This window comes from Tenacibaculum sp. SM2510, from assembly GCF_057002845.1.
The window spans coordinates 133,072-158,092 of record NZ_CP192703.1 but is presented as its reverse complement, the minus strand read 5'-3'; the positions used below and the strand labels follow the sequence as shown (position 1 = coordinate 158,092).

At 29.5% G+C, this 25,021-nt stretch carries 24 protein-coding genes; 16 read left to right on the top strand and 8 right to left on the bottom strand.

Annotated features, from left to right (window positions below):
- Position 1 precedes the first annotated feature (1 nt).
- The 5 genes from ACQ629_RS00625 to ACQ629_RS00605 all read left to right on the top strand — a co-directional run bounded on the left by ACQ629_RS00625 (position 2) and on the right by ACQ629_RS00605 (position 3,329).
- Positions 2-325: a translation initiation factor gene (locus ACQ629_RS00625; protein WP_483705937.1), complete on the top strand. Its 324-nt coding sequence runs from the start codon at positions 2-4 to the stop codon at positions 323-325.
- A gap of 146 nt (positions 326-471) precedes the next feature.
- Positions 472-1,416, top strand: a complete 945-nt coding sequence (locus ACQ629_RS00620) for a DUF1835 domain-containing protein (RefSeq protein WP_483705935.1) — start codon at positions 472-474, stop codon at positions 1,414-1,416.
- A gap of 1 nt (position 1,417) precedes the next feature.
- Complete coding sequence (locus tag ACQ629_RS00615; RefSeq protein WP_483705933.1) at positions 1,418-2,287, top strand: nucleoside phosphorylase; 870 nt, start codon at positions 1,418-1,420, stop codon at positions 2,285-2,287.
- A complete protein-coding gene (locus ACQ629_RS00610; RefSeq protein ID WP_483705931.1) occupies positions 2,287-3,147 on the top strand; it encodes a substrate-binding domain-containing protein in 861 nt (286 codons plus the stop codon). Before ACQ629_RS00615 ends, ACQ629_RS00610 begins: the two co-directional genes overlap by 1 nt.
- Positions 3,148-3,167: 20 nt before the next feature.
- On the top strand, positions 3,168-3,329 hold the full coding sequence (locus ACQ629_RS00605) for a hypothetical protein (protein ID WP_483705929.1): 162 nt from the start codon (positions 3,168-3,170) through the stop codon (positions 3,327-3,329).
- A gap of 55 nt (positions 3,330-3,384) precedes the next feature.
- On the opposite strand, the gene ACQ629_RS00600 is transcribed toward ACQ629_RS00605, so the two are convergent.
- The gene (locus ACQ629_RS00600; RefSeq protein WP_483705927.1) at positions 3,385-4,026 is read right to left on the bottom strand and encodes a protein-L-isoaspartate(D-aspartate) O-methyltransferase; all 642 of its coding nucleotides are present in this window, start codon (positions 4,024-4,026) and stop codon (positions 3,385-3,387) included.
- A 198-nt stretch (positions 4,027-4,224) separates the two neighbouring features.
- Here ACQ629_RS00600 and ACQ629_RS00595 point away from each other — a divergent pair, with 198 nt between their 5' ends.
- Complete coding sequence (locus ACQ629_RS00595; protein ID WP_483705925.1) at positions 4,225-5,190, top strand: Gfo/Idh/MocA family protein; 966 nt, start codon at positions 4,225-4,227, stop codon at positions 5,188-5,190.
- A gap of 14 nt (positions 5,191-5,204) precedes the next feature.
- Entirely contained in the window at positions 5,205-6,092 is an 888-nt protein-coding gene (locus tag ACQ629_RS00590; RefSeq protein ID WP_483705923.1) for a 3-hydroxybutyryl-CoA dehydrogenase, read from the top strand.
- A 53-nt stretch (positions 6,093-6,145) separates the two neighbouring features.
- Here ACQ629_RS00590 and ACQ629_RS00585 read toward each other — a convergent pair whose 3' ends face one another.
- The 7 genes from ACQ629_RS00585 to ACQ629_RS00555 all read right to left on the bottom strand — a co-directional run bounded on the left by ACQ629_RS00585 (position 6,146) and on the right by ACQ629_RS00555 (position 12,226).
- Positions 6,146-6,592 (bottom strand): hypothetical protein, encoded by a 447-nt coding sequence (locus ACQ629_RS00585; RefSeq protein WP_483705921.1) that lies wholly within the window; start codon positions 6,590-6,592, stop codon positions 6,146-6,148.
- Positions 6,593-6,629: 37 nt separating this feature from the next.
- A complete protein-coding gene (locus tag ACQ629_RS00580) occupies positions 6,630-7,076 on the bottom strand; it encodes a YybH family protein (protein WP_483705919.1) in 447 nt (148 codons plus the stop codon).
- Positions 7,076-8,029: an AAA family ATPase gene (locus tag ACQ629_RS00575; RefSeq protein WP_483705917.1), complete on the bottom strand. Its 954-nt coding sequence runs from the start codon at positions 8,027-8,029 to the stop codon at positions 7,076-7,078. Before ACQ629_RS00575 ends, ACQ629_RS00580 begins: the two co-directional genes overlap by 1 nt.
- Before the next feature lie 108 nt (positions 8,030-8,137).
- On the bottom strand, positions 8,138-9,517 hold the full coding sequence (locus tag ACQ629_RS00570; protein WP_483705915.1) for a peptidylprolyl isomerase: 1,380 nt from the start codon (positions 9,515-9,517) through the stop codon (positions 8,138-8,140).
- Complete coding sequence (locus ACQ629_RS00565) at positions 9,480-10,337, bottom strand: hypothetical protein (protein WP_483705912.1); 858 nt, start codon at positions 10,335-10,337, stop codon at positions 9,480-9,482. The genes ACQ629_RS00570 and ACQ629_RS00565 overlap by 38 nt, the downstream gene beginning before the upstream one ends.
- A 2-nt stretch (positions 10,338-10,339) precedes the next feature.
- A complete protein-coding gene (locus ACQ629_RS00560) occupies positions 10,340-11,944 on the bottom strand; it encodes a peptidylprolyl isomerase (RefSeq protein WP_483705910.1) in 1,605 nt (534 codons plus the stop codon).
- Positions 11,945-12,226, bottom strand: a complete 282-nt coding sequence (locus tag ACQ629_RS00555) for a DUF493 family protein (RefSeq protein ID WP_218772716.1) — start codon at positions 12,224-12,226, stop codon at positions 11,945-11,947.
- 118 nt (positions 12,227-12,344) lie between these two features.
- On the opposite strand from ACQ629_RS00555, the gene ACQ629_RS00550 reads away from it, so the two are divergent.
- From ACQ629_RS00550 to ACQ629_RS00510, 9 genes are all read left to right on the top strand, one after another.
- The gene (locus tag ACQ629_RS00550) at positions 12,345-12,875 is read left to right on the top strand and encodes an AAA family ATPase (protein ID WP_483705907.1); all 531 of its coding nucleotides are present in this window, start codon (positions 12,345-12,347) and stop codon (positions 12,873-12,875) included.
- A gap of 4 nt (positions 12,876-12,879) precedes the next feature.
- On the top strand, positions 12,880-14,763 hold the full coding sequence (locus tag ACQ629_RS00545) for a RecQ family ATP-dependent DNA helicase (RefSeq protein ID WP_483705905.1): 1,884 nt from the start codon (positions 12,880-12,882) through the stop codon (positions 14,761-14,763).
- On the top strand, positions 14,764-15,708 hold the full coding sequence (fmt, locus tag ACQ629_RS00540; RefSeq protein WP_483705903.1) for a methionyl-tRNA formyltransferase: 945 nt from the start codon (positions 14,764-14,766) through the stop codon (positions 15,706-15,708).
- Between the two features lie 185 nt (positions 15,709-15,893).
- Entirely contained in the window at positions 15,894-16,169 is a 276-nt protein-coding gene (locus ACQ629_RS00535; protein WP_218772720.1) for an HU family DNA-binding protein, read from the top strand.
- 119 nt (positions 16,170-16,288) lie between these two features.
- A complete protein-coding gene (locus ACQ629_RS00530; RefSeq protein ID WP_483705901.1) occupies positions 16,289-17,059 on the top strand; it encodes a pentapeptide repeat-containing protein in 771 nt (256 codons plus the stop codon).
- A 175-nt stretch (positions 17,060-17,234) separates the two neighbouring features.
- Entirely contained in the window at positions 17,235-18,047 is an 813-nt protein-coding gene (locus ACQ629_RS00525; protein ID WP_483705899.1) for a hypothetical protein, read from the top strand.
- Positions 18,048-18,752: 705 nt separating this feature from the next.
- A complete protein-coding gene (locus ACQ629_RS00520; protein WP_483705897.1) occupies positions 18,753-20,786 on the top strand; it encodes a hypothetical protein in 2,034 nt (677 codons plus the stop codon).
- Positions 20,787-21,396: 610 nt separating this feature from the next.
- Positions 21,397-23,196: an autotransporter outer membrane beta-barrel domain-containing protein gene (locus tag ACQ629_RS00515; protein ID WP_483705895.1), complete on the top strand. Its 1,800-nt coding sequence runs from the start codon at positions 21,397-21,399 to the stop codon at positions 23,194-23,196.
- 9 nt (positions 23,197-23,205) lie between these two features.
- A complete protein-coding gene (locus ACQ629_RS00510) occupies positions 23,206-25,002 on the top strand; it encodes an autotransporter outer membrane beta-barrel domain-containing protein (protein ID WP_483705893.1) in 1,797 nt (598 codons plus the stop codon).
- Positions 25,003-25,021: the final 19 nt, after the last annotated feature.

The window sequence follows — 25,021 nt, the reverse complement described above, 5'->3', positions numbered from 1 at the left end:
AATGGATTTACACGATCAATTAAAAAACTTATTTCCAGAACATACAGAAACGGAAGTAAAAAAAGAAAAGAAACCAGAAATTTGGTTGCAAGATGATCCAATACTTTGCAAGTATGAAAAACGCAAAGGAAAACCAATTACAATTTTAGATGGTTATAATGGCGCAGCGCAAGATTTTAAAAAACTAGCGAAAGAAATTAAAACAACCCTAAGTGTTGGTGGTAGTTTTAAAGATGATAAAATAATTATTCAAGGAGATTATCGTGATAAAATAATGCAAATATTAAAAGATAAAGGCTTTAATGTAAAACGCGTTGGAGGTTAATAATAAAAAAAGTCATGGATTTAAATCCATGACTTTTTTTATTATATAGCAATTGAAGGTAATTAAATTAACTACCTGATAATAACGTTATAAAATGAGCGTTAATTATATATAAAGTGAAAGAAATCAACTAAATATCACTAAACATGATTCCTCCTAAACTACATATTACAAACGGAGACTATACTACCAAACGACTTAAATACTTAAATTTTAAAGGTAAAATTATTACATGGCGGGAAATGCTATGTGAAGGAAAAACTGAAGCCGATGTAGGTAGTGAAAGCTTCTGGAAAACTCGTTTCGATTTTTTAAAAACTTCTTATAAAATTTCCAAACAAAAATTTATAGATAAAACGCTAAAAGAATATCGAAATCTTTGTAATGAAAAAGCACAAGATGAAATTATCTTATGGTTCGATCACGACTTATTTTGCCAAATAAATATGCTTGCAGTTATCAGTTGGTTAAAACGTTACCGAAAAGGACGACAAATATCATTAGTTTGTAGCGGAAAATTAAACACTCAAAAAAAGTTAGTAAGTTTATCAGAACTCACAAAAAACCAATTACAAGAACAATATAAAAACAAGGTTACCTTAGCGCAAGATGATATTGAATATGCCGACTATATTTGGCAATTATATTGCTCTGATAGTCCGTTGCAACTAGAAAATGTTTATAAACACGAAAAAAATAGTACTTTTAGTTATTTAGAAGAAGCCCTAAAAAACCACCTGCTTCGCTTTCCATCCATTGAAAACGGATTAAATCATATTGAAAACAGTATTTTAAAAATGGCAAATAACAATCAACTTGAAAGTAAAACACAATTGGTTAACAAGCTATTAATCAACCAAGAAAACTACGGGTTTGGCGATTCTCAATATTTTAATAAAATTGATCAATTAAAAAATATGTTTACTTCTTTCAACCCTATTAAACTAAGTAAAATGGGCAAAAAAGTATTACATCAACAAACAAATTATTATGGTAAAATACGTTCTGATTTTTCGTATCTTGGCGGGGCTAAAAAATACAGCTACTTATATGTAAACACTACAAATAAGCTGCTAAAAATCACATCATAAAATGAATATTCAACATTCTGAACTAATCTTAAACCCTGATGGAAGCATATATCATCTAAATTTAAGACCAGAACATATTGCTAACGATATTATCTTTGTAGGCGATCAATATCGTGTAGATAAAGTTACGCAACATTTTGATAATATAGAGTTTACAACTCAAAAGCGTGAATTTAAAACAACTACAGGAACCTATAAAGGAAAACGGTTAACCGTAATTTCTACCGGAATCGGCCCTGACAATATTGATATTGTTTTAAATGAATTAGATGCTTTGGTTAACATCAATTTAGAAACACGTGAAATTAAAAAATCACATACCCAATTAAACATTACGCGTATCGGAACTTCTGGCTCTTTACAGGCTGATATTCCCGTAAATAGTTTTTTATTAAGCTCTCATGCGTTAGATTTAAACGGAATGTTATTATCGTATCAAACAACAGAAATAGCGCATCCAGAAATTGAACAAGCTTTTATTGCTCATACTAACTGGAGTGCTAGAAAATCATATCCTTTGATTGTTGCTAATGGAAAGAAATTAGAAGATAAATTAATATCTGAGAAGGTTTTTAAAGGAATCACAGCTACCGCTGGAGGTTTTTATGGGCCACAAGGTCGTGTATTGCGTTTAGCCTTACAAGACGGAGATTTAAATAAAAAAATAGATAGCTTTAATCACAACGAAAACAGAATAACCAATTTAGAAATGGAAACTTCTGCTATTTATGGTTTATCAAAATTATTAGGGCACAACGCCGCCTCTATGAATGCCATAATTGCAAACAGAGCTAATGGTACATTTAGTGAAGACCCAAGTAAAGTTGTAGCTGACTTAATTACTTATACATTAGATAAATTAGTAGAATAATGCTAAACTTAAAAGTAGGTGGTGTACCAGAACATTTTAATTATCCTTGGTATGTTACTTTAAAGAACAAAGAATTCACAAACCAAGGTATTAATTTACGTTGGCAAGATTTCCCTGGTGGTACTGGGCAAATGTGCAAGGCACTTCGCGCTGGTGAAGTAGATATTGCTATAGTATTAACCGAAGGAATTATTAAAGATATCATTAATGGTAATCCTTCTAAAATTACACAAACCTTTGTAAAGAGTTCTTTAATATGGGGTATTCATGTTGCTGATAAATCAAATTTTAAAAAAATAGCTGATTTAGAAAATGCCACAGTAGCAATTAGTCGTTTTGGATCTGGTTCTCATTTAATGGCAATCGTAAATGCCCACAATAATGGTTGGGATATTAATAAACTAAAATTTAAGGTTATTGGCGACCTACAAGGCGGTATAGATGCGTTAACAAACGGAGATGCAGACTACTTTATGTGGGAGCATTTTACCACAAAACCATTAGTTGATAATAATACTTTTAGACGTTTAGGAGACTGCCCTACACCTTGGCCATGTTTTGTTGTTGCGGTTCGCAACGAAGTTTTAGAAAATAATTTTGAAGAAGTTAAAAATGTTTTAAACATCATTAACAATTGTACTAATGATTTTAAGAACATCAGTGATATTGATAAAACTTTAGCTCACAGATACGAACAGCAATTAGAAGACATTCAAGAATGGCTGTCTATAACTGAATGGAATGATGGTAAACCTATCACAGAAGATTTAATTACCCAAATACAAAATAAAATGGTTGGATTTAACGTTATTGATTCGAAGAAAGATTCTGCTGAGTTAATTAGAAATATGTATATTTGATTTTTAATAAAACAACAAAAATGAAAAAAGTAGTATTTATTGCAATTTGTATCGTTAGTTTAATAGGTTTTTCTTCTTGTGGCAGTACAGCTCCTTGTGGGTTATCTAAAGTTGATCAAACAAAACAAAATCAACATCAATCAGAAGTTATTGTTGCTGACGCAACAGAAGCAGCTGAGTAATTTGATGTTTCTTTTTATTCAAATTCAATAAATCCGCTTTTATTAGGCGGATTTTTTAATTTTTATTTTCTAACATTGGCACAAATTTAAAATCCCCCAATTCGTGCTTTTCAAATTCTTTTGGTGATTTTCTGATAAATAAGGTCATTACCTGTTCTTTATCTCCAACAGGAATTAACAACTTACCTCCTACTTTTATTTGCCCTAATAATGCTTTTGGCACAAACGGAGCGCCGGCTGTAACAATAATTTGGTCAAAAAGAGCCTCTTCCGGCAACCCTTTATAACCGTCTCCAAAAATGAATCGTTTTGGGCGATATCCTATTTTAGGTAAAAATTTCGAAGTCCTTTTAAATAATTCATGCTGACGCTCTATCGTAAAAACCTCTGCTTTTAGTTCTAATAAGACGGCCGTTTGATATCCTGACCCTGTTCCTATTTCTAAAACTTTATCTCCTGGCTTAATTTTTAAAACCTGAGACTGAAAAGCAACCGTATATGGATGCGAAATTGTTTGTTCTGCAGCAATAGGAAATGCTTTGTTTTGATATGCATGTGCCTCGAAGCTACTATCTATAAAAAGATGTCTCGGTATTTTTCGTATGGCATTTAACACGTTTTCATCTTCAATACCTTTTGTTTGTAAAACAATAGCTAATTGATTTCTAAGTCCTTGATGTTTGGTAGTATCTATCACAAATGGTAAAATTTCAACAGTTCAAAAATAGTAATAAATCTGTATAAAAGTGTATCTTTGTTAGCATTGCTTTTCTATTTAAAATAGAAAAGATAAATAGGTTAAAAACAGTGTCATTTATAGATTAAATTGTTAAGTAATCTTCTTGTAAGAACTACTTCTTTAATTAAAAATGACCCTACAAAATTATATATATATATGTTAAAAGCTGGAGTTTTAGGTGCAGGTCATTTAGGTAAAATTCACTTGCGTTTGTTACAACAATCTGAAAAATACGAATTGGTAGGGTTTTACGATCCTTTTACCGAGAATGCTAAAAAAGTAGCAAAAGAATTTGGATATAAATTATTTAATTCTATTGATGAATTAATAGATGCAGTAGATGTTGTAGATATTGTTACACCAACATTATCTCATTTCGATTGTGCAAAACAAGCAATTGAAAAAGGAAAACACATTTTTATTGAAAAACCTATTACAAACACATTACAAGAAGCGCAAGCGATTAAAACTTTAGCTAGCCAGAATCATGTTCGCGGTCAAGTTGGTCATGTAGAGCGCTTCAACCCTGCTTTTACAGCTGTAAAAGATATGATAGACACACCAATGTTTATCGAAACACATAGATTAGCCGAATTTAATCCGAGAGGAACTGATGTACCTGTTGTTTTAGATTTAATGATTCATGATATTGATATTATTTTATCGGTAGTAAAATCTAAAGTAAAAAATGTACATGCAAGCGGAGTTTCAGTTATTTCTGACACCCCAGATATTGCCAATGCTCGTATTGAGTTTGAAAACGGATGTGTCGCAAACTTAACTTCTAGTAGAATTTCAATGAAAAACATGCGTAAAAGTCGCTTTTTTCAAAAGGATGCCTATATTTCTGTCGATTTCTTAGAGAAAAAATCAGAAGTGGTTAAAATGAAAGATGTTCCTGAAACCCCAGATGAATTTGCAATGATTCTTCAGAATGCTGAAGGTGTTAAAAAACAAATTTATTTCGATAATCCTGATGTTGTTGAAAACAATGCTATTCTAGATGAACTAGAATCGTTTGCGGATGCTATAAATAATAACACAACGCCAATCGTATCATTAAGTCAAGGAACCGAAGCTTTACGAGTTGCTCATATGATTATTGATTGCTTTAAAAAATAATAAAACACAAAAAAATGAAAAATATCGCTGTAATTGGAGCAGGAACTATGGGTAACGGAATTGCGCATACATTTGCTCAATTTGGATACAACGTTCAACTTATTGATATATCGCAAGCTGCTTTAGACAAGGGGTTAGCAACTATCACTAAGAATTTAGATAGAATGGTTACTAAAGAAAAAATATCTGAAGAAGATAAAAATACAACTTTAGGGAACATTTCAACCTATACCTCAATTAAAGAAGGTGTTCAATACGCTAGTTTAGTTATTGAAGCTGCTACTGAAAATGTAGATTTAAAATTAAAAATATTTAAAAACTTAGATGAAGTTTGTCCTGAAGATACCATTTTAGCAACCAATACTTCTTCTATTTCTATCACACAAATTGCTGCGGTCACCAACAGACCTGAAAAAGTAATTGGAATGCATTTTATGAATCCGGTACCAATCATGAAATTGGTTGAAATTATTAGAGGTTATAACACCACTGATGAAGTAATGGATTTTACGGTTGATTTGACTAAAAAAATTGGTAAGATACCTGTTGAAGTAAATGATTATCCTGGCTTTGTAGCCAATCGTATTTTAATGCCAATGATTAACGAATCTATCGAAACATTATACAACGGTGTTGCTGGTGTTGCTGAAATTGATACCGTAATGAAATTAGGTATGGCACACCCAATGGGTCCTTTGCAATTAGCTGATTTTATTGGATTAGATGTTTGTTTATCTATCTTAAATGTAATGTACGACGGATTTAAAAACCCTAAATATGCTCCTTGTCCTTTATTAGTAAATATGGTAAATGCTGGTAAATTAGGAAGTAAATCTGGTGAAGGTTTTTACGATTATAGCGAAAGTAGAAAAGCTGAAAAAGTAGCGAAGATGTTTTCTTAAAGTCATTTTTGCATAATATAAAAAGAGGCAATTTCAATTGAAATTGCCTCTTTTTATATTATTCTTCGTAATATTAATTTTTCTTTTTTAAATTGATATTCTATTATTTCAAATTCTTTATTTTCTATTATTTCTCTTTCCTTCATTTCTAAAACAAAACTTACTTCCGTTATCCAAGTATTAGAAACATTTGAAAAATCAGATTCAATATTTTTTTCGTCCGAGTTTATTTCAATTTCATAACCTTCTGTTAATAGTATCAATTTACCACCACTAGATGTTTTTAAATTCAATTTACTTAAAACAGTAGAATTCATGAATAAGAATCCGTTTAATTCTTGAAAATTAACCCAAATTTGACCATCTCTTGATTCAGCAATCTTAGTACCAGAAATATTTTTAATTTTATCTTCAGTATAGGTATCAACATGTAATTTTTTCATTGCTTTTATATTACCAAAAGCAGCCAAAACTTCATCTTTTATTCTTAAAATATTCATTTTCGATTTTAAATTACTGTAATATAATTAATGATTACTAACACGAAGTATCTGCTATAATTTTCCATTCACCATTTACCTTTCTAAAGATAATCATAAACACACCGTTTGCTTTTCCTACTTTTCTTGTTAAATGATATTCTCCCATCACAAAATAAGCATCGTTATTTATTTTTGAAATATCATTAACCTTAAACTTAAGTTCGCCCGAATGGTCTTTTGTAGGATAGCCTTTTTTATAATTTGCTAAAGTTTTGTCCCATCCAAAAGTAATTCCGTTACTTCCGTAAAACTTTAAAGAATCACTTTTCCAATATCCTTGCATAAAACCTTCTAAATCGTGATTAGACCACGCTTTTTCTTGGCTTTTCATTATAGCTAAAATCTCTTCCTTTTCTGTTTCCTCTGATACTTTAATTACTTCTTTTTTACAAGAAACTATTATAACTAATAAGAAAAGACCAAATATGAGTAACTTTTTCATTAAAATAATGATTTAATAATTTCTTTAATTGTGATTCCTTCAGCTTCCGCCTTGTAATTCTTAACCATTCTGTGTGATAATATCGGAATAGCAACTGCTTGAACATCTTCAATATCTGGAGAGAATTTTCCATTTATCGCTGCATGTGCTTTTGCTGCTAAAATCAAGTTTTGTGAAGCTCTTGGTCCTGCACCCCAATCGATATAATTTTTAATCAGCTCTGTCGATTTATCTGATTTCGGACGGGTTTTCCCTACCAAATCAACTGCATATTCTACTACATTATCAGCTACAGGTATTTTTCGAATCAACTTTTGTAATTCTATAATTTCTTGTGATGATAAAATTGAAGTTACCTTTTGACTATTTGTTGATGTTGTGCTTTTTACAACCTCAACCTCTTCTTCAAATGTTGGGTATTCTAAATGAATAGAAAACATAAATCTATCTAGCTGTGCTTCTGGCAAAGGATACGTTCCTTCTTGTTCGATAGGGTTTTGGGTAGCTAACACAAAAAAAGGTAAATCTAACTTATAATGGTTTCCAGAAATAGTAACCGATTTTTCTTGCATTGCTTCTAATAAAGCTGCTTGCGTTTTTGGTGGTGTACGGTTAATTTCATCCGCTAAAATGATATTAGAAAAAATGGGTCCTTTTATAAATTTAAACTGACGGTTTTCATCTAAAATTTCGCTCCCTAAAATATCAGAAGGCATTAAGTCAGGTGTAAACTGAATACGACTAAATTGCAAACCTAATACATCAGAAATTGTATTTACCAGTAATGTTTTTGCCAACCCTGGTACTCCTATTAAAAGAGAATGACCTCCGCAAAGAACAGACAATAAGGTATAATTTACAGCCTCTTGCTGTCCAATTATGACCTTCCCTATTTCTTGTTGTAATTGACTAAACTTTTTTACTAAATTGTTTACAGCAGTAACGTCTGACATGAATTAAATTTTAAATGTTCTTTTTCAAAAAAACCTTAATTTACAAACTATTATAAAATAAGATTCCCGCTAAACGCAGGAATCACAATATACTAAAATTATTAGTTCTTATTTGTTTTCTTTTTTCCAATCTTTCTTGAAAGTACAATCTTTATAATCGCTTCCTAGTTTTATATACGTTTCTTGGATTTTTTGTTTAGACCACTTTGTAATGGTTTCTTCTTTTTTCTTTGCTAAAGCAAATTGTTGCATTCTTACATAATCGTCTACAAGGTCGGCGGTATGTGTTTCTGTTTTATCTTTTAATAAGATTACTTTATACATTTTTTCACCTTCACGAGTTTCATCATAAAAAATATCCGACAAATCACTTTTATTAAGCTCACTAATTCTACCAAATAAATCTGGTGCCATTCTTGTTAACTCAAAAGTAGTTTCTTGTGTATATGGGTTTATTAACAAACCTCCATTATTTTTTGTTTCCTCTTCCTCTGAATACTCTTTTACAGCTTCTTCAAAAGTTATTGTACCATCTTTTACATCTTTAACAATCTTTTCGATAGCTTCTTTTGTTTCATTTAATTTAGCATCAGAAATTTCTGGTTGCATTAATATATGAGAAACATCACGACCATTACCTCTTATTTTATTTAATAAAACAATATGGTATCCGAAAGGAGATTTAAATGGCTCTGATATTTGACCTTCTTCTAATGAAAAAGCTACTTCTTTAAATTCTTTTACAAAACCTGTTTCTTTTGTAATTACTCCCATATTACCGCTATTTTGAGCAGCACTAGGATCGTCTGAATTTATAATTGCTTTTAATTTAAAACTTGCCCCAGCTTCAACTTGCTTTTTAATTTCGTTAAGCTTATTAATAATACGGTTATTTTCTTCTTTAGCAGGCTCTGCTTTTAAAACTAACTGCGCGATTTCTACCTCTGCTGGTATTTCTGGTAATTCTTCTTTATCTGCTAGTCCTTTAAAATAAACTCGTATTTCTTCTGGAGTTACATCGATATCTTGTGTGATTTTTTGCTGTTCTTTTTCGATAAGAAGATTCTCTTTTTGTACTCTTTCTAATTCTTTCTTTAAATCTTCAATATCATTAAAACCATAAGCTTTAACAACTTTTTCTTCACTACCGTATTCATTTGTAAAATAAGCAATACTTCTTTTTACTTTTTCATCAATATCTGACTGAGAAACAACAACACTGTCAATAATTGCATGATGGGCTAATAATTTTTGTTGCATTAACTCTTCTAACATTTCACAATTAGAAATTGTTATCTTCCCTTCGCTTCTTTGCTCTACTTCTTGTTTAAATTTATCTATATCTGAATCTAAAACAATATTTTTACCAATAACTACTGCTACTCCATCTATTTTAGTTTGTTGTGCATTTATGGCACCTAAACTAGCTAAGAAAAAGGTAAATAAAATACTAGTATTCTTTAAAGTTTTTGTTTTGAATTGCATCATTTATCAACGTTTTTTCTATCTCTCTAATTAATTCTAATTTTCGTTTGTGTAAAATTATTTGTTTTATCCTTGGACTTACAAATAACAAAGGTGCTGTTGCATTTTTTGGCAACATATTTTTTACAGCGACCAAATATACTCCTAAACTATCTTCTTTTTGTATGTATTTAGATATTTTTAACAGTTTTTGATCAGTTTTTGACTGAAGAGCCGGAACTTTTTTCTGTAAATAAGAAAATGGCACCCAAGTTGAATCTTGTAGTCTGTACGATTTAAAGTTTAATAAATATCTATCTAAATCTTCTCGTTCTTCTTCATCTGAAGATTTAAAATTTTTTATTGTTTCTTCTTTATCTAAAAAATCTTTACCAAAATGAATATATTCAAACTGTAAGAGTTCTTCATTTAATTTAAAATTTTCTTTGTTTTTTTGATAATACAATTCTATTTCTTCTTGATTCACAATTGTATCTAATTGCTGCTTTATTAAACGTTCTTTATAGCCGTTTATATATAAACTCTTCTTATAGTCATTAACTAAATTTTCTATTTTACTACTGTTTACTCCTGATATATTTTCTTCTGCCTTAGCAAGTAATAATTGTTTTTTTGCCCAAGAATTTATAAGGCCTTTTACTATAATTAAACTATCTTTTTTAGTAATACCTCGGGGTATTAAATCTTCAATATCTTTCTTGTAAAGATTTTTATTATAAACGGTAGCAATAGGCCTATGTTGCGTAACTCTTTTAGTTTTTAAACTAATAAAATCGCACGAAACAATAAGTATTACTATTAAAAAAAGGTTTATTTTTTTCACTTTTATTGATTGTATATTTTTTTAAACTTTTTTAGTTCTTTTTCTTTTATTTCAATTTTACTTCTTTCTCGTAGTTCTTTTACCCAATCTGCTTCTATTTTTTTTTGATAATCGGTAATTACATATCCCCTTACTTCATTAAGAGTTTTGTTTTTATATTTTGATTTATTCAATTTATAAAAAGATATTAAACCTATAGTATCGTTTAAAGAGCTATTCCATATCTTTTTTTGTAACAACTCAAACAAAAGTAATCCTTCTTTGTATTCTAAAAACGCATTCTTAAACCCGGGTTTTGTGTTTAGTAAATCATTTTTAAAATATACTAATATCTCATGATCTATAAAATTTTGATAAACCGTTTTAATTGGTAAAATTTTATTCTCTTTGCGATAATCATAAAACGATTTTTGAAATATTTTCTTTTTATTAATCGTGAATAAAATACTATTATGATTTTCTTTTTTTCTTTTATCGTACTCTAATGTTAAAAAAACTGCTAATGCTTTTTTTGATTCTCTAATTTTATACTCTTTTTTCAACCTACTTAAAACTGCTTGATTTGATAAAGCTGCTCTACTAGAGTTTCTAACTTTTTTAGTCAACTCTTCTTTTAAAACATCAAAAGAACCTATAGGATGATTTTTTAGAAGTTTAACTATATGCCATCCAAACTTGGTTTTAAAAGGTTTTGTATAATCGCCTATATTTTTAATTTCTAAAACCTTATTCTCAAAAATTGTTACCATATCACCTGTACCAAATCTAGGTAAATTACCTCCTAAAAAAGCAGTTGCTTTATCTTCAGAATATTTTTTAGCAATCTCATTAAAAGAACTACCATACTGAAGCTTTTTATAAAGCGAAGCTATCTTTTCTTTACTATTATTCGAGTTTTTAATTAATATATGAGCAACCTCAAACGCTCCTTTAGAAAGTCTTTTTCCTGTAACCTTTAAAATATGATATCCGTATTTTGTTTTAAAAGGCTTAGAAACTTGATTTAAAGGTGTTTTATAAGCAGCTTCTTCGAACGGATACACCATTGAAAATGCCGAAAAATATCCTAAATCACCTCCATTAAGTTTAGCAGAAGGATCTTCTGATACTTCCTTTGCTACTTTCTCAAAAGGTACTCCGTTTAAAATCATATTCCTAACTTCTACAATTCTTTTATAAAGTACTAAAGTATCAAATTTGACACCGTTTTCAGGAAATTTAATTAATATATGGCTTGCTTTAACTTCGTTTTTTTTACGATCATAAGCGTCTTTTATTAGTTTTGATAAAAACGCTTCATCTTGCAAATAAGGAGCTATTAACTGATTTCCATAGCCTTCTAATTCTCTTTTATAACTTTTTAAAGTATCTAATTTTAAACTATAAGCTTCCCTAACTTTTAGTTTGTAATTAATAAATAGTTCTAAATAATTATCTACGTTTTTAGATTCTTCATCAACTATAAGTCCTAAGTTTTTCTCATATACCTGTTTAAATTCTGAAACCATTACGGGTACATTATTTATACGGAATAACTCTTTATCTTTTTGCCCAAAAGAACTGTTAATTATAATAAAAACGAAGAAACATAAAAAAAACTTACCCATTTATAAAGAAATTATTCCTTTTATAACATCTGCTTTTTTATAATACGCAATTACTTCCTCGGCATTTTTTACATTTAAAAAAATAGAAAGACTGTTATATTTACCTGTTTTGGATTTTTTTGTTTCAATAACTGCTCCCCCTTTATTAAATAAGTTTTTCACCTCTTCTACTTGATTTCCGTCTGTTGGCACAATAAATTTATATAAATATTTACTTGGAAATGTTGTTGTATCTTCTAACTGACCTTTTAACTTAATATAAAATGCTTCTCTATCTGACATAATGCTTTATTAAACTTTTTTCTTATACTAATTATCATTCATTAAGATAATCTTAAAAATGAACCACAAAATTACACTATTTATTACATTTATAATTTGAAACTTATATTTTTGCACCATGCAACAAAAAATAGTTTTAATAGGAGGACCCGGAACTGGCAAATCTTCAATTTTAAGAGAGTTTATAAAACGTGGGTATAATTGTATGCCTGAAATTTCAAGACAAGTAACACTAAAAGCTCAAAAAGAAGGAATAGATCAATTGTTTTTAGAACAGCCTTTACTTTTTAGTCAAATGCTATTAGAAGGTAGAGAGCAGCAATATTTAGAAGCTGACAAATGCCCGAATGACATTGTTTTTTTTGATAGAGGAATTCCTGATGTACATGCGTATATGAATTATTTAGCAAGTGAATACCCACCTATCTATAAAGAAAAAAGCAATAAATACTTATATACAAAAGTGTTTATGTGTGCTCCTTGGGAGAAAATTTATAAATCGGACAACGAGCGCTACGAAACCTACGAACAAGCTGTAGAGATAGACACGTATTTAAAAGCAGCCTACAAAGAAATAGGATACGAAATTATAGACGTTCCTTTTGATACCGTAAAAAAACGCTGCGATTTTATTTTACAATCGTTATAAAACGATGTATGAAGAATCAATAAACATATTACAACATTACTGGGGTCATAGTTCTTTTAGAGCTCCTCAGCAAGAAATTATAGCTGCTGTATTAGAAAAAAAAAATGCCATCGCTTTATTACCCACAGGTGGTGGTAAATCTATTTGTTTTCAAATTCCCGCTTTAATAAATAATGGTGTTTGTATTGTTATTTCGCCATTAATAGCATTAATGCAAGACCAAGTAGAAAGTCTTGTTGCAAAAGGCATAAAAGCTACCGTAATTCCTTCTGGAAGCTCCCAAGATGATATTATTACACTTTTTGATAATATTCGTTTTGGAAAAATAAAATTTTTATATGTTTCTCCCGAGCGTCTACAATCTCGTTTTATTCAAGAAAAAATAAAGCAATTAGATGTAAATTTAATTGCCATTGATGAAGCGCATTGTATTTCTGAATGGGGACACGATTTTCGTCCTTCTTATCAACATATTGCCATTTTAAAAGAACTTCATCCAACAACAAGTATTATTGCTTTAACGGCAACAGCCACCAAAAAAGTTATTGATGATATTATACTTTCTTTAGATTTAGAAAATCCTACGGTTTTTAAAAAGTCTTTTTACAGAGAAAATCTAGCGTATCAAATTTTTAAGACGGATGATAAACTCCGTAAACTACATCAGATTTTTACCAAAACAAAAGCACCAGCAATTGTTTATGTAAACTCTAGAGTTAAAACTAAAGAAATCTGTGCTTATTTAAATGCTAACGGTTTTAAAAGTACTTTTTACCACGGCGGATTAACAAGTTTAGAAAAACAACTTTCTTTTGATAGTTGGATGACCGAAAAAACACCAATTATTGTTGCTACAAACGCTTTTGGTATGGGAATAGACAAACCCAATGTTCGGGTTGTTATTCATTTAAACCTTCCTGCATCTATAGAGAATTATATTCAAGAAGCCGGTCGTGGCGGACGAGACGGTAACAAAGCCTTTTCGGTTGTTTTAACAAATGATAACGATATTAAACTTAGTAAAGATTTATTAGAAAAATCGCTACCTGTTATTGAAGAGATAAAATTGGTGCATCGAAAGTTATATCAACACTTTCAAATTGCCAAAGGAGAACTTATCGAAACTGCTTTCGATTTTAACTTTTTAGAATTTTGTAGTAAATACAAGTTAGTTCCCAATAAAACCTATAACGCTTTACAAATATTAAATAGTAACGGAATTATAGAATTGAATTCTAATTTCCAACAAAAATCTACCATTCAATTTTCTGTTTCAAGTAAACAAGTTTTATTATATTCTCAGCAAAATCCGTCTTCAAAAAACTTTGTCCAAACATTATTGCGTTTGTATGGTGGTGTTTTTGAAAATCTGGTGAAAATTGATGAGTTCTATATCGCTAAAAAAGTAGGCGTTACTTCTTGGCACGTTATTGAGGAATTAGAACGAATGGCTGAAAAAGAAATGCTTGAATACAACAAAGCAACCAATAATTCAGAATTATTTTTTCTGTATCCTAGAGAAGACGATACAACCGTAAACCGTGTTTCTAAAAACATCAGTTTATATTTAGCTCAGAAAAAGCAAAAAAATGATGATTTACTAGAGTTCATTAAAAACAATGAAGTTTGCAGAAGTGTACAGTTATTACATTACTTTAATGAAACGACTAGCAAAGAGTGCGGTATTTGCGATGTTTGCTTACAAAAAAAACAAACTTTTACTATAGAACCACTTGCTATTCTTAAATTATTAAAAAATCATAAAGCCTTAACAGTTTACGAAATCAGTACACACCTAAACGAAAAAGAAGCAAACATTTTAATACTTTTGCGTACGCTTTTATCCGAAGAAAAAATAAACGTTACTAACAACAAATACTTTTTATAAATGAGAGATTTACGCATCGTTTTTATGGGAACACCTGATTTTGCGGTGACCATTTTACAACACCTTATCGAAAATGATTATAATGTAGTTGGCGTAATTACTGCTGCAGATAAACCTGCTGGTAGAGGTCGTAAGCTAAATCAATCTGCTGTAAAAAAATATGCGCTGTCTCAAAACTTACCTATTCTTCAACCTACCAATTTAAAAAATGAAGAATTTCAGACTGCTTTAAAAGATTGGAACGCTAATTTACAAATAGTGGTTGCTTTTAGAATGTTACCAAAAGCTGTTTGGGCAATGCCTGAATATGGTACTTTTAACTTACATGCCTCTTTATTACCTGAATATCGTGGGGCGGCTCCTATTAACTGGGCTCTTATTAATGGAGAAACCAAAACAGGTGTTACTACTTTCTTTATTGATGATAAAATTGATACTGGTGAAATTATCTTACAAAAAGATATAACTATTAAAGACGATGAAATTGTTGGTGAGTTACACGATCGATTAATGTATTTAGGTGCCAATTTGGTTGCCGCAACATTAGATTTAATAGCTACGGGAATTGTAAACACTACAAAACAGCCAGAATTAGAAGAGAAACCTGCTCATAAACTGTATCCTCATAATTGTAAAATAGATTGGTCTAAGTCTTTAGTAGATGTCTACAATCATATTCGTGGCTTAAACCCATACCCTGCTGCTTGGACAACTATAAAAAATGGTGAAGAAGAAATTTCAGCTAAAATATATGGCGTAACAAAAGAATTTTCTGCCCATGAATTTACAAACGGAACAGTTATTACTTCTAAAAAGGAATTAAAAATTGCAGTAAAAGACGGTTTCCTTATTGTTGATCAAATTAAGATTTCAGGTAAAAAATTAATGGATGCTACAAGTTTATTAAACGGTTTTCAATTCGATAAAGAAGCAAAAGCGCTGTAACCCTTTACTTATAAGGTTTTAGCGTTTTACGGTAAAAAGAAGTCGTGGTTATTAACAATTGTATCCTACTTATTAACAAATACGCTTTTTTTTAGGGTCAAAACTTGCATGGTACCGCATTCCTACTATATTTGTTGAGCTATTTAGCGAAAAACAAAAATTAATTTTTAAAACTTATTAAGATTATGAACAAATCAGATTTAATCGATGCAATGGCTGCTGACGCAGGAATTTCTAAAGCTAATGCTAAAGCTGCATTAGACTCTTTAACTTCTAACGTTACTAAGTCTTTAAAGTCAGGTAACAAAGTTGCATTAGTTGGATGGGGAACTTGGTCTGTTTCTGAAAGAGCTGCTAGAACTGGTAGAAACCCTCAAACAGGAAAAGAAATTCAAATAGCTGCTAAAAACGTAGTAAAGTTTAAAGCGGGTGCTGGCTTAAGTGATTCAGTAAACAACTAAGACTTTTCTTAAAACATATTTAAAACAGCATTTAGGCAACTAAATGCTGTTTTTCTTTGTAATAGTGTCACATACAAAACAAATCTTTGTCTATTAAGTATAACACAAAAACAAAGAAAATGAAAAATACAATTACATTCATCGCCGTTTTATTATGCTTAACTACCTATGCACAAAAAACGGTAAATGCTTCCGACATTATTAGAGATGTAAAAGAAGGTAAGTCTGTTATTATTTCTAACGCTACTATTAAAGGGGTTTTAGACTTTACTTTTATGGATGAGGCACTACCTAAATTACCTAAAAGAAAAAGTTGGTGGAATAATGGTGGCTCTAATACAATAGAAAAACAAATTACTAATAAAATATCATTTGTTAACTGTACTTTTAACGATGATGTACTAGCGTACATACCTCATGAAAAAAGTGGTTATACCTTTATTGCAAATTTTGAAGACGAAGTAGTATTTAAAGATTGTACTTTTAAACAAAAAGCAATGTTTAAATATTCTGAATTTGAAAGAAATACCGATTTTTCAAACACAAAATTCAACAATGACTCTACCTTTAAATATGCTAAATTTGAGAGAGGTATTTCTTTTGAAAACACTTTCTTTGATGAGCCTGCAACTTTTAAATATGCCGATTTTAAACAGCATGTAAGTTTTGCTAATGCTGTTTTTAATGAAAGTGCTATTTTTAAATACACTGAATTTAATAATGGTGTATCGTTTAAAAATGTAAAGTTTGAAGAAGATTTAAATATAAAATATGCTAAAGTGACTGGTAATTTTAATATTACAGGTATGGATGTAGCCTACGACATAGACTCTAAATACACCCAAATAAACGGAAAAAGCTTTAGTAAGTATTTATTACATAAAAAATAATACTATCTAATACATATATCATAAAAGACTCGCAATATATATTGTGAGTCTTTTTATTTGCCATAAAATTTAGTTTGATTCTTACCTCTTTTTCTAATAACTTCGCTAAATCTTGATATAATTCATTAAAACGAACTCATATCATTAAAGTTGGCAGTAATTATAAGAAACCTAAATGAATAAGACTTTTCACGTAATTGCAGATGAAGCAAAATTCACCAAGGATATGTTAGCTAGTGGAATTACTCAATTAGGAAAAGCAAATTATGGACAAAAAGGAGTTTATTTTCAAGCTTTTACTAGTTTAACTACAGGTCTTGAACGAATAGGTAAATTATGTTTAATTCTTGATTATTATATTTTAAATAACGGAAAATTTCCTGAACAAAAATATGTAAAAGACGAAATAGGACACGATCTAGAAATTCTTTTCAAAAAATCAAACTCGATTATTTCAAATCATAACATCTCATTTAGATTTTCTAAAGATGTAAATGAGATCATTCATTTAAAAATATTATCCATTTTGTCAAAATTTGCAAAAGGAGATAGATATTCAAACATTAACTTTTTAGTTAAAAGCAACTTTCAGAGTGACCCAATTAAGGATTGGAGCGAAAATGTGGATAAAATAATTTTTGAAAAAAGAGTCTCTAAAGCTAAAAAAGAAAGAATTAGGAAAAATGCTAAAATAGCAGATTTAATGATTGGGTCATTTACTATCGTCAGATACACAGATGAATCAAGAAACGCTATTTCTGATGTTGAAAGTGCAAGTTATCTGACTGGAATGACAGATTCAATAATTAAATATCGACAATTGTATGTTTTGCAAACAATTAGATATTGGGTTGAGATTTTAGGTAAATTAGAACATAAAGCTATGTCATTAGGAAATGAGGATATTCCTTTTATGTCTGAGATGTTTGCCATATTTTATAATCCAGATTCTTATTTCAAAACAAGAAAAACGTATGAGAAAAACTAACCCCAACAAAGAACTGAGGTAAAAACTAAAAAATTCTTCTTTAAATTTACTCATTACTATTCTATGCTCAAAGTAATATAATTACTGATTATTTAGGCAATACAGAAACATAAATTTCATCATATGTTAAACCAGGTTTTACGATAGCAAAACGGTACTTTATCAACTTATTTGAAACTGCTATTAATGCGTAATTTATTACACTTTCCTTTGTTTACAATCCGCTTATAAACATCTTTACAAGCTTTATTATGCTTATATAAACTGAAAGAACAGAGAGATAGAAGGTTTCGCTACTTTCTATTATCAACTTTACTTATTCTGCTTCAACCTCTCACCCTCTAATTATTTTTGTAAAACCAACATAACCAAAGAATTGTGATACCCTGACTAATTTAAAGCCTAAGTTGTAATCGAGTTGGGTAGGTTTAACCCACTTGTTTACTTGGCCTCTTATAATAAGTCGTTTTTGTGTCAACTTATTTTAGGACGGGGTATATTTATAATAAAAGACTCGCAATGTATATTATGCTTTTTTCTACTTTCATGTTTTTTAAATTAGCTTGATTACTATCACATAATCAAGTAGATTTGCTTTTATTATTAAATAAATAATAAACTTTAATTATCAATAAATATGTCTATTTATATTTTTATTATTAAGTAAACTCCCTTTATTCATAGTTTAAGTAAAAATGATTTTACATGAAAAACTTACTTGCTGCAATGAATAAAGTTTTATTCTTTTTCGGACTTCTTTTTTTTATATTGATTTATAGTTGTGATGATGACAACATGCCTTCAGACTCATTTCTTGAAGGAGTAATAACATCTGTAGAAAAAGAACAAATAGAAGGTTTATGGTCTATATTTAAAATTAAATATGAAGGAAAAACAACAGATGTTTTAGCTTCATTCCCTGAATGTGGTAGAGATTTTTTTAACTTTCATTCTGAAGGAGAATATAGAGAATATTTATTTAACAATAATACTAAATGCACAACAACAAATTACAAGTCAAGTTGGTCTTTATCAAATGGGATAATAACAATTAGTAATGGTTCTGAAACGGATCAATGGGTAATTACAGAACTAACTTCAAGTAGCTTAGTTTTTAGGTTTAAAATTGATACTGATTCAGATGGTAACTTAGAAGTATTTGAAGTAGTTTGCAATCGTTATCAACCACCAATTGAAATGGATATTTATTCGGACACTTTTCATTGGGATAATACTGTAAGTAATGATGATAAAATTTTACTTAAATGGGATGAATATAATGGATATAATGACTTTAATAAATATGAAATTTATAGATTAGACAAGAACTGCAATATTGTAAATCCTGAATTAATTTCAACGATTACAGATAAAAATAAAACTTTTTTCATAGATGAAGTATCAGCTCCTTATGAAGAAATATGTTACGTCTTTAAAATTTATACTAACAAAGGTTTTTTAGGAGAAAGTAACCCAATTGTCGTTACTACAAGTTCAATACAAGTACCACTTATAAATCTATCTGAACCAGTTTTGAGTAACACAACAGTTCAATTAAATTGGCAAAAATATGATGGATACTACTTTTCTCATTACGAGATTACTGTGCGGAACTATTCATCAGGATCAGGTGGAGGCTTTCAAGAAGAACAAGTTATTATAATTGATGATATAGAAAATATTAACCATTCTTTTGAACTTCCTTATTTTGAAAATCCAGTTTTTGTAATTAACTCCTATAATATATTTGGCTCAAAAAATGGAACAGTGATAGAGGGTAAAAACCAAAGAACTACAAGTTTTATTAGACAAGAAGTTTTACTTATAAATGCTATTCAATTTTCAGCTTTTTCTCCTGATGAAACTATATTTTTTTATGCTGATTATTCAAAACTTTACAGGTATAATTACAATTCATATAGCATAGAAAACTCTACTGAACTCAATAGTTCTTCTATTGTTTTTGTTAAAGTATTTAAATCAGACTACGGAACAGAAGTAATTGTAAATACAGGAGGTGAAATAAAAGTATACGATATTAATTTAAATTTTAAATATAGTATTGAAAATTTAGCTATTAGCCCTGAACATATAATTATCAATGAAAATGGCTACTGGTTAATTACAGATAGAGAAAAGCTTTACTCTTTTTCTAGAATAAACAATAAATTAAATTTAATTAGTACTAATAATACATATAATGAAATATTTAGTGTTAGTCGTATTAATATGATGGATTTAGGTGAAAATAGAATATTGATCGGAAACTACAATTATACACAAGGTTTAATCGTTGGTATAGATTCTAACGGACAATTAACAAGTGATTCTAGTTCTGTTAATATAAATGCTTCTTCTCAATGGAATAATAATTCTTTATTTTCTAAGAACAAGCAATATCTTTTAAATATTGAAAACAATACTTTGTTTTCTACAAGCACATACAATTTAATAACTACTTTAAATCAAAACTTCTTTCCTTCAAGTATAAATGATGATGGTACTCTTATTCTCGGAACAAATAACAATCCAGAATTCTCTAGCGATAATGTTCACGAAAAAAAGGTTAGAACTTTAAGTTATCCAGGGCTTAATGAACAAATTTATAATTCAAAAGGATATCCATGCTTTGTGATTAAAAATCACCTTGGACAGCTAATATCTGTTTCTAAAGCGTTTGCAGGTAGTTTAAACTATGGTTCTCCTAAAAATGATATATTTATTGAGGTTATTGAATGAGTATTTCAAAACACTATTAAAAATAAACAATACCTTATGCTTTAGCAAAAAAATCCGCTGAAAAATTTCAGCGGATTTTTTTTACATATCATAGAGTGACATTAATTCAAACACTAAAACACATTTGAAAAAAACGTCTAAAAAATCTTGACGAATAATAAATTACGTGTTTAAAAATAATACTTTTTGAGAGTTCCCTAAAAAACATAAAAATTAGCGAACATATTAATTATTCAAATTAATTATACTATAAAAATAATTCACTAAAATATTCTTAATAAAAACCGACCCAACTAAATAAATTTCAAAGTTTTATTTTAAAATCGTAATATGTTTTACACTCTTTTGTAATAAATAATTTTAATGCATATGGCTAAAGTAATTTATTATTATTATTATTATATTCGTAATCTCAAATTACAAGATTGCTATTCTCCCCCCAATATCTATATCAAGATAGATATACTCATTTATCAATTTTTAAATGAAATTAATAATTTTATCAGTTATTTTTTTTGATCAAAAAAAAATCTATGTTTATTTTAATAACATAAAAATATATTAATATAATTAACTCAAATACATATTTAAATTTAATCTATAGCCTTAAATGAAACAATTACTAACACTATTTTTAATATTTACTTTATCGATAAATTTAAATGCTCAAGCCAACGAATCCTTTACCTACCAAGTTGTTATTAGAAGCGATGCAAATTCATTAATAACTAATCAAACGATAAAAATGCGTGTAAGCATACTTTCAGGATCCTCTACCGGAACACCTGTTTATGTTGAATCACTTTCAGCTTTAACGAATATAAATGGATTAGCAACGATACAGATTGGAGAAGGCACTGTACTTTCAGGAGATTTTTTAACTATTAATTGGGCTTCGGAAGTATATTTTATTAAAACAGAAACAGATGCTACTGGAGGCACAAATTATAATATAGAAACTATTGCAGAAATTACTAGTGTACCTTATGCTATATACAGTAATATAGCTCAATTGGCAGAAACAGCAGATTACCTTACATTATCAAATTTACCAACAACTATAACACAAAATCAGAGTGATAAACTAGGGTTATTAAGTGTTTCAGCTACCGTAGATCTTGATCAATTAAGTTCAGATGTGACTGCAAACACTGCAAAATCTGATTTCCCAGGGTTTGGAACTGTTGCAGGAACTGTACTAGAAGGTGATCAATTTATTTGGACAAAATCGAATAATAATGCCTTTTATTCAGCAGGAAATGTTGGTATTGGTGTACCAACTAATACTAATTTTGGAGGTGCAAAACTAAATGTTGGAGGAGGAATTAAATATAGTGGAATTCCTACCACACTAACAGAACCAGGAATGATGTATTACGATAATACAGATGGTGATGGTAAATTTCATTTTATTAATAACTTAGGAAATAATGTAACTTTAGGCGGGTCAGGTTGGTCTTCTGTTAATGGAGATAATACTACAAGTACTGATGTTATTATTGCTAGTAGTTTAGCTGTTGGTGTAGATGCTGTTAATGGCGAAGATTTTGGATTTAATACATTTAAATTAAAAGAAAATAATCTTCGTATTTTATTTGACGATAGTGATGACCCAACAGGAACAATGCCTTATAATGATTGGCAAATAGAAATAAACGAATCTTCTAATGGAGGAGAATCACATTTTGCAATTCTAGATGTAACAAACGCTACAAGACCATTTAATATTCTTGCCGGTGCGCCTAACAACGCATTTTACATTGCTAGTAATGGAAATGTAGGTATTGGAACAGATACTCCTTCAGAATCTTTAGAAGTTACTGGTGCTATTAAAGCTCAATTTTTTGTTGGTGATGGATCAGGACTTACTGGAATCACTGGTGCAACAGGTGGTATATCTAACCTTGATGATACAATTATTGAAGCAGATTCGGATACAAATAATGTTGGTGAGATAGCTTTTCAAACTCAAAACACAACAAGAATGGTAGTTTCTAATAATGGTAATGTTGGAATCGGTACAAATACTCCTACTGAGAAACTTGAAGTTGTTGGTAATATCATTGCTGAGGATATTACAGCTAATGGTAGTCTTAGTATTAATACCATAAGTTACACTATTAATGATAGTACTGATAATACCTCTGCAAATATTGAAATAGATGCTTCCAATAAAACCATGGTCAACATGAATAATTCAATTGCGCAAACTATTGATGGGTTTACTTCTGGAGCACTTGGTCAACAAATAACTATTTTTAATAGAGGAAGCGGAATTACAATAGCACACAATACTGGAACCCAAAAAATATTATTACCAAATAACACTAATATTAGTCTGGGCATATATGAAAGTGCTACGTTTGTATATGATGGTACGGTGTGGTATTGTATAAGTCTAAACAATTAAATTTATTTTATGAAACAGTTTATACTAATATTAAGTTGTTTATTATTATTTGTTAATAATAGTAATGCTCAAGCAACAGATATAATAAATTATCAAATGCTACTTAGAGATGCATCTGGAAAATTATTAATTAATAGTGCTACAGGAATACAATTTCAAGTACTAAAAACCACAAGTACTGGAACAGTTGTATTTGAAGAAATACATAATACTACTACGAATTCTCTTGGTGTAATAAGCGTTAAAATTGGAGAAGGTGTTGCTGCTATTGGAACGCTAACGAACATAGATTGGTCAGGCGATTTATACTTTGTTCGTGTAGGAATAGATCCGCTTGGAGGCACAAATTTCACATTAAAAGGTACTAGAAAATTAAACACTTTACCATTAGCCACAAGTACTATAAAATCGACGATGGCATTAACTGCTGATTATAACTCTTTAACAAACAAACCAGTTACAATTACATCAGGTCAGATAGAATTATTAGGATATTTAGGACTATCAAATAATTTAGATTTAGATTTTTTAAAAACGGCAGTAGATTTTAACACGTCAAGGTTGTTTCCTGGCTTTGGAATGACAACAGGTACTGCGTTCGAAATTTTATGGTCAAAAATAAATAACAATGTATTCTATGAAAATGGCAATGTCGGTATAGGTACCAATCTAAATTTAGAAGGTAGTTCAGCTTTACTGACTTTAGAAGGGGGAGTATTATATGAAAAGTTAACAACTTATGAAACGGAAATTGGTGCTATAAAATACTTTGATATAGGTGCTGGTTATCCAGTTGCATTTAATAGTTTTTATTATGGTAATAATTCAGGAACACGAACCGACTTTAAATCTAATCCTGATCAAGATATAGTGTTCGTAAATGATGCAAACATACTCTCAAAATTAGGTATTGGTGAAAGCATGGTTTCATCCTATAATTTTAATACTAATAATTTTGTTATGGCATCTGCTACGCCAAGTATAAATTTTGTTGATACTAGTACTTCTTCCTCTTTTCCTACAGCAGACTGGCGAATAGAAATTAATGATAAAGTTAACTTAGGTAAGAATTATTTTAGCATTGTTAATTATGTAACAGTTCCTGCCACTAGCAACTCTAATTTTAAAATTATGGCTGGAGTACCTTCTCTAGCATTTAATATCTTAGAAAACGGTAATATAGGGATGAATGTTGAAACTCCAACAGCTAAATTAGAAGTTTCAAATAAGGTTAAAGCAACTAGTTTTATAGGTAGTGGAAGAGATTTATCTAATATTCCTTCTGGTACTTCAAATACTATAAATACAGGAAGTACAACTATTGGATCTGACAGTGATTCTGATACGGTAGGGGCTGTTATTTTCAAAACGAAAAATGTAAATAAAATGTCAATAGCATCTGGTGGGAATGTTGCTATTGGAAATATAATTGCTGCTGCTACTTTAGAAATTGACGGTAATTTAGTAGTTAACAATATAAATACTAAAAACTTAGCTCTAAAAGGTCAATTAAATAAACAGATTACATTAGAAACGCCAGTTAGCTATTCAAGTATTGACATTGACGGAAAAAGTATTATTATTATGAATCCGCTAAATGATCTAACTTTTAACAACCTGTCAAATGCAGTTGAAGGACAAGTTATTACTATCATTAATTCAGGTTCAAATAATATTACTTTTGGCCAAGGTTTTGCTGGGAATATTAGAATTTCACCTTTTGGGGGAATCACTATTGGGCAAAATGAGTCTATAACATTAGTTGAAAATGATACTCAGTTTTATGTGATAAATTTAGTTAACTAGAATAGTTATGAATCTTATC

Excerpts from the sequence above, each read along its gene's own strand:
- ACQ629_RS00625 (WP_483705937.1), top strand. The coding sequence starts at position 2 with ATGGATTTACACGATCAATTAAAAAACTTATTTCCAGAACATACAGAA.
- ACQ629_RS00620 (WP_483705935.1), top strand. The coding sequence starts at position 472 with ATGATTCCTCCTAAACTACATATTACAAACGGAGACTATACTACCAAA.
- ACQ629_RS00615 (WP_483705933.1), top strand. The coding sequence starts at position 1,418 with ATGAATATTCAACATTCTGAACTAATCTTAAACCCTGATGGAAGCATA.
- ACQ629_RS00610 (WP_483705931.1), top strand. The coding sequence starts at position 2,287 with ATGCTAAACTTAAAAGTAGGTGGTGTACCAGAACATTTTAATTATCCT.
- ACQ629_RS00605 (WP_483705929.1), top strand. The coding sequence starts at position 3,168 with ATGAAAAAAGTAGTATTTATTGCAATTTGTATCGTTAGTTTAATAGGT.
- ACQ629_RS00595 (WP_483705925.1), top strand. The coding sequence starts at position 4,225 with ATGTTAAAAGCTGGAGTTTTAGGTGCAGGTCATTTAGGTAAAATTCAC.
- ACQ629_RS00590 (WP_483705923.1), top strand. The coding sequence starts at position 5,205 with ATGAAAAATATCGCTGTAATTGGAGCAGGAACTATGGGTAACGGAATT.
- ACQ629_RS00585 (WP_483705921.1), bottom strand. The coding sequence starts at position 6,592 with ATGAATATTTTAAGAATAAAAGATGAAGTTTTGGCTGCTTTTGGTAAT.
- ACQ629_RS00580 (WP_483705919.1), bottom strand. The coding sequence starts at position 7,076 with ATGAAAAAGTTACTCATATTTGGTCTTTTCTTATTAGTTATAATAGTT.
- ACQ629_RS00575 (WP_483705917.1), bottom strand. The coding sequence starts at position 8,029 with ATGTCAGACGTTACTGCTGTAAACAATTTAGTAAAAAAGTTTAGTCAA.
- ACQ629_RS00570 (WP_483705915.1), bottom strand. The coding sequence starts at position 9,517 with ATGATGCAATTCAAAACAAAAACTTTAAAGAATACTAGTATTTTATTT.
- ACQ629_RS00560 (WP_483705910.1), bottom strand. The coding sequence starts at position 11,944 with ATGGGTAAGTTTTTTTTATGTTTCTTCGTTTTTATTATAATTAACAGT.
- ACQ629_RS00555 (WP_218772716.1), bottom strand. The coding sequence starts at position 12,226 with ATGTCAGATAGAGAAGCATTTTATATTAAGTTAAAAGGTCAGTTAGAA.
- ACQ629_RS00550 (WP_483705907.1), top strand. The coding sequence starts at position 12,345 with ATGCAACAAAAAATAGTTTTAATAGGAGGACCCGGAACTGGCAAATCT.
- ACQ629_RS00545 (WP_483705905.1), top strand. The coding sequence starts at position 12,880 with ATGTATGAAGAATCAATAAACATATTACAACATTACTGGGGTCATAGT.
- fmt (WP_483705903.1), top strand. The coding sequence starts at position 14,764 with ATGAGAGATTTACGCATCGTTTTTATGGGAACACCTGATTTTGCGGTG.
- ACQ629_RS00535 (WP_218772720.1), top strand. The coding sequence starts at position 15,894 with ATGAACAAATCAGATTTAATCGATGCAATGGCTGCTGACGCAGGAATT.
- ACQ629_RS00530 (WP_483705901.1), top strand. The coding sequence starts at position 16,289 with ATGAAAAATACAATTACATTCATCGCCGTTTTATTATGCTTAACTACC.
- ACQ629_RS00525 (WP_483705899.1), top strand. The coding sequence starts at position 17,235 with ATGAATAAGACTTTTCACGTAATTGCAGATGAAGCAAAATTCACCAAG.
- ACQ629_RS00520 (WP_483705897.1), top strand. The coding sequence starts at position 18,753 with ATGAAAAACTTACTTGCTGCAATGAATAAAGTTTTATTCTTTTTCGGA.
- ACQ629_RS00515 (WP_483705895.1), top strand. The coding sequence starts at position 21,397 with ATGAAACAATTACTAACACTATTTTTAATATTTACTTTATCGATAAAT.
- ACQ629_RS00510 (WP_483705893.1), top strand. The coding sequence starts at position 23,206 with ATGAAACAGTTTATACTAATATTAAGTTGTTTATTATTATTTGTTAAT.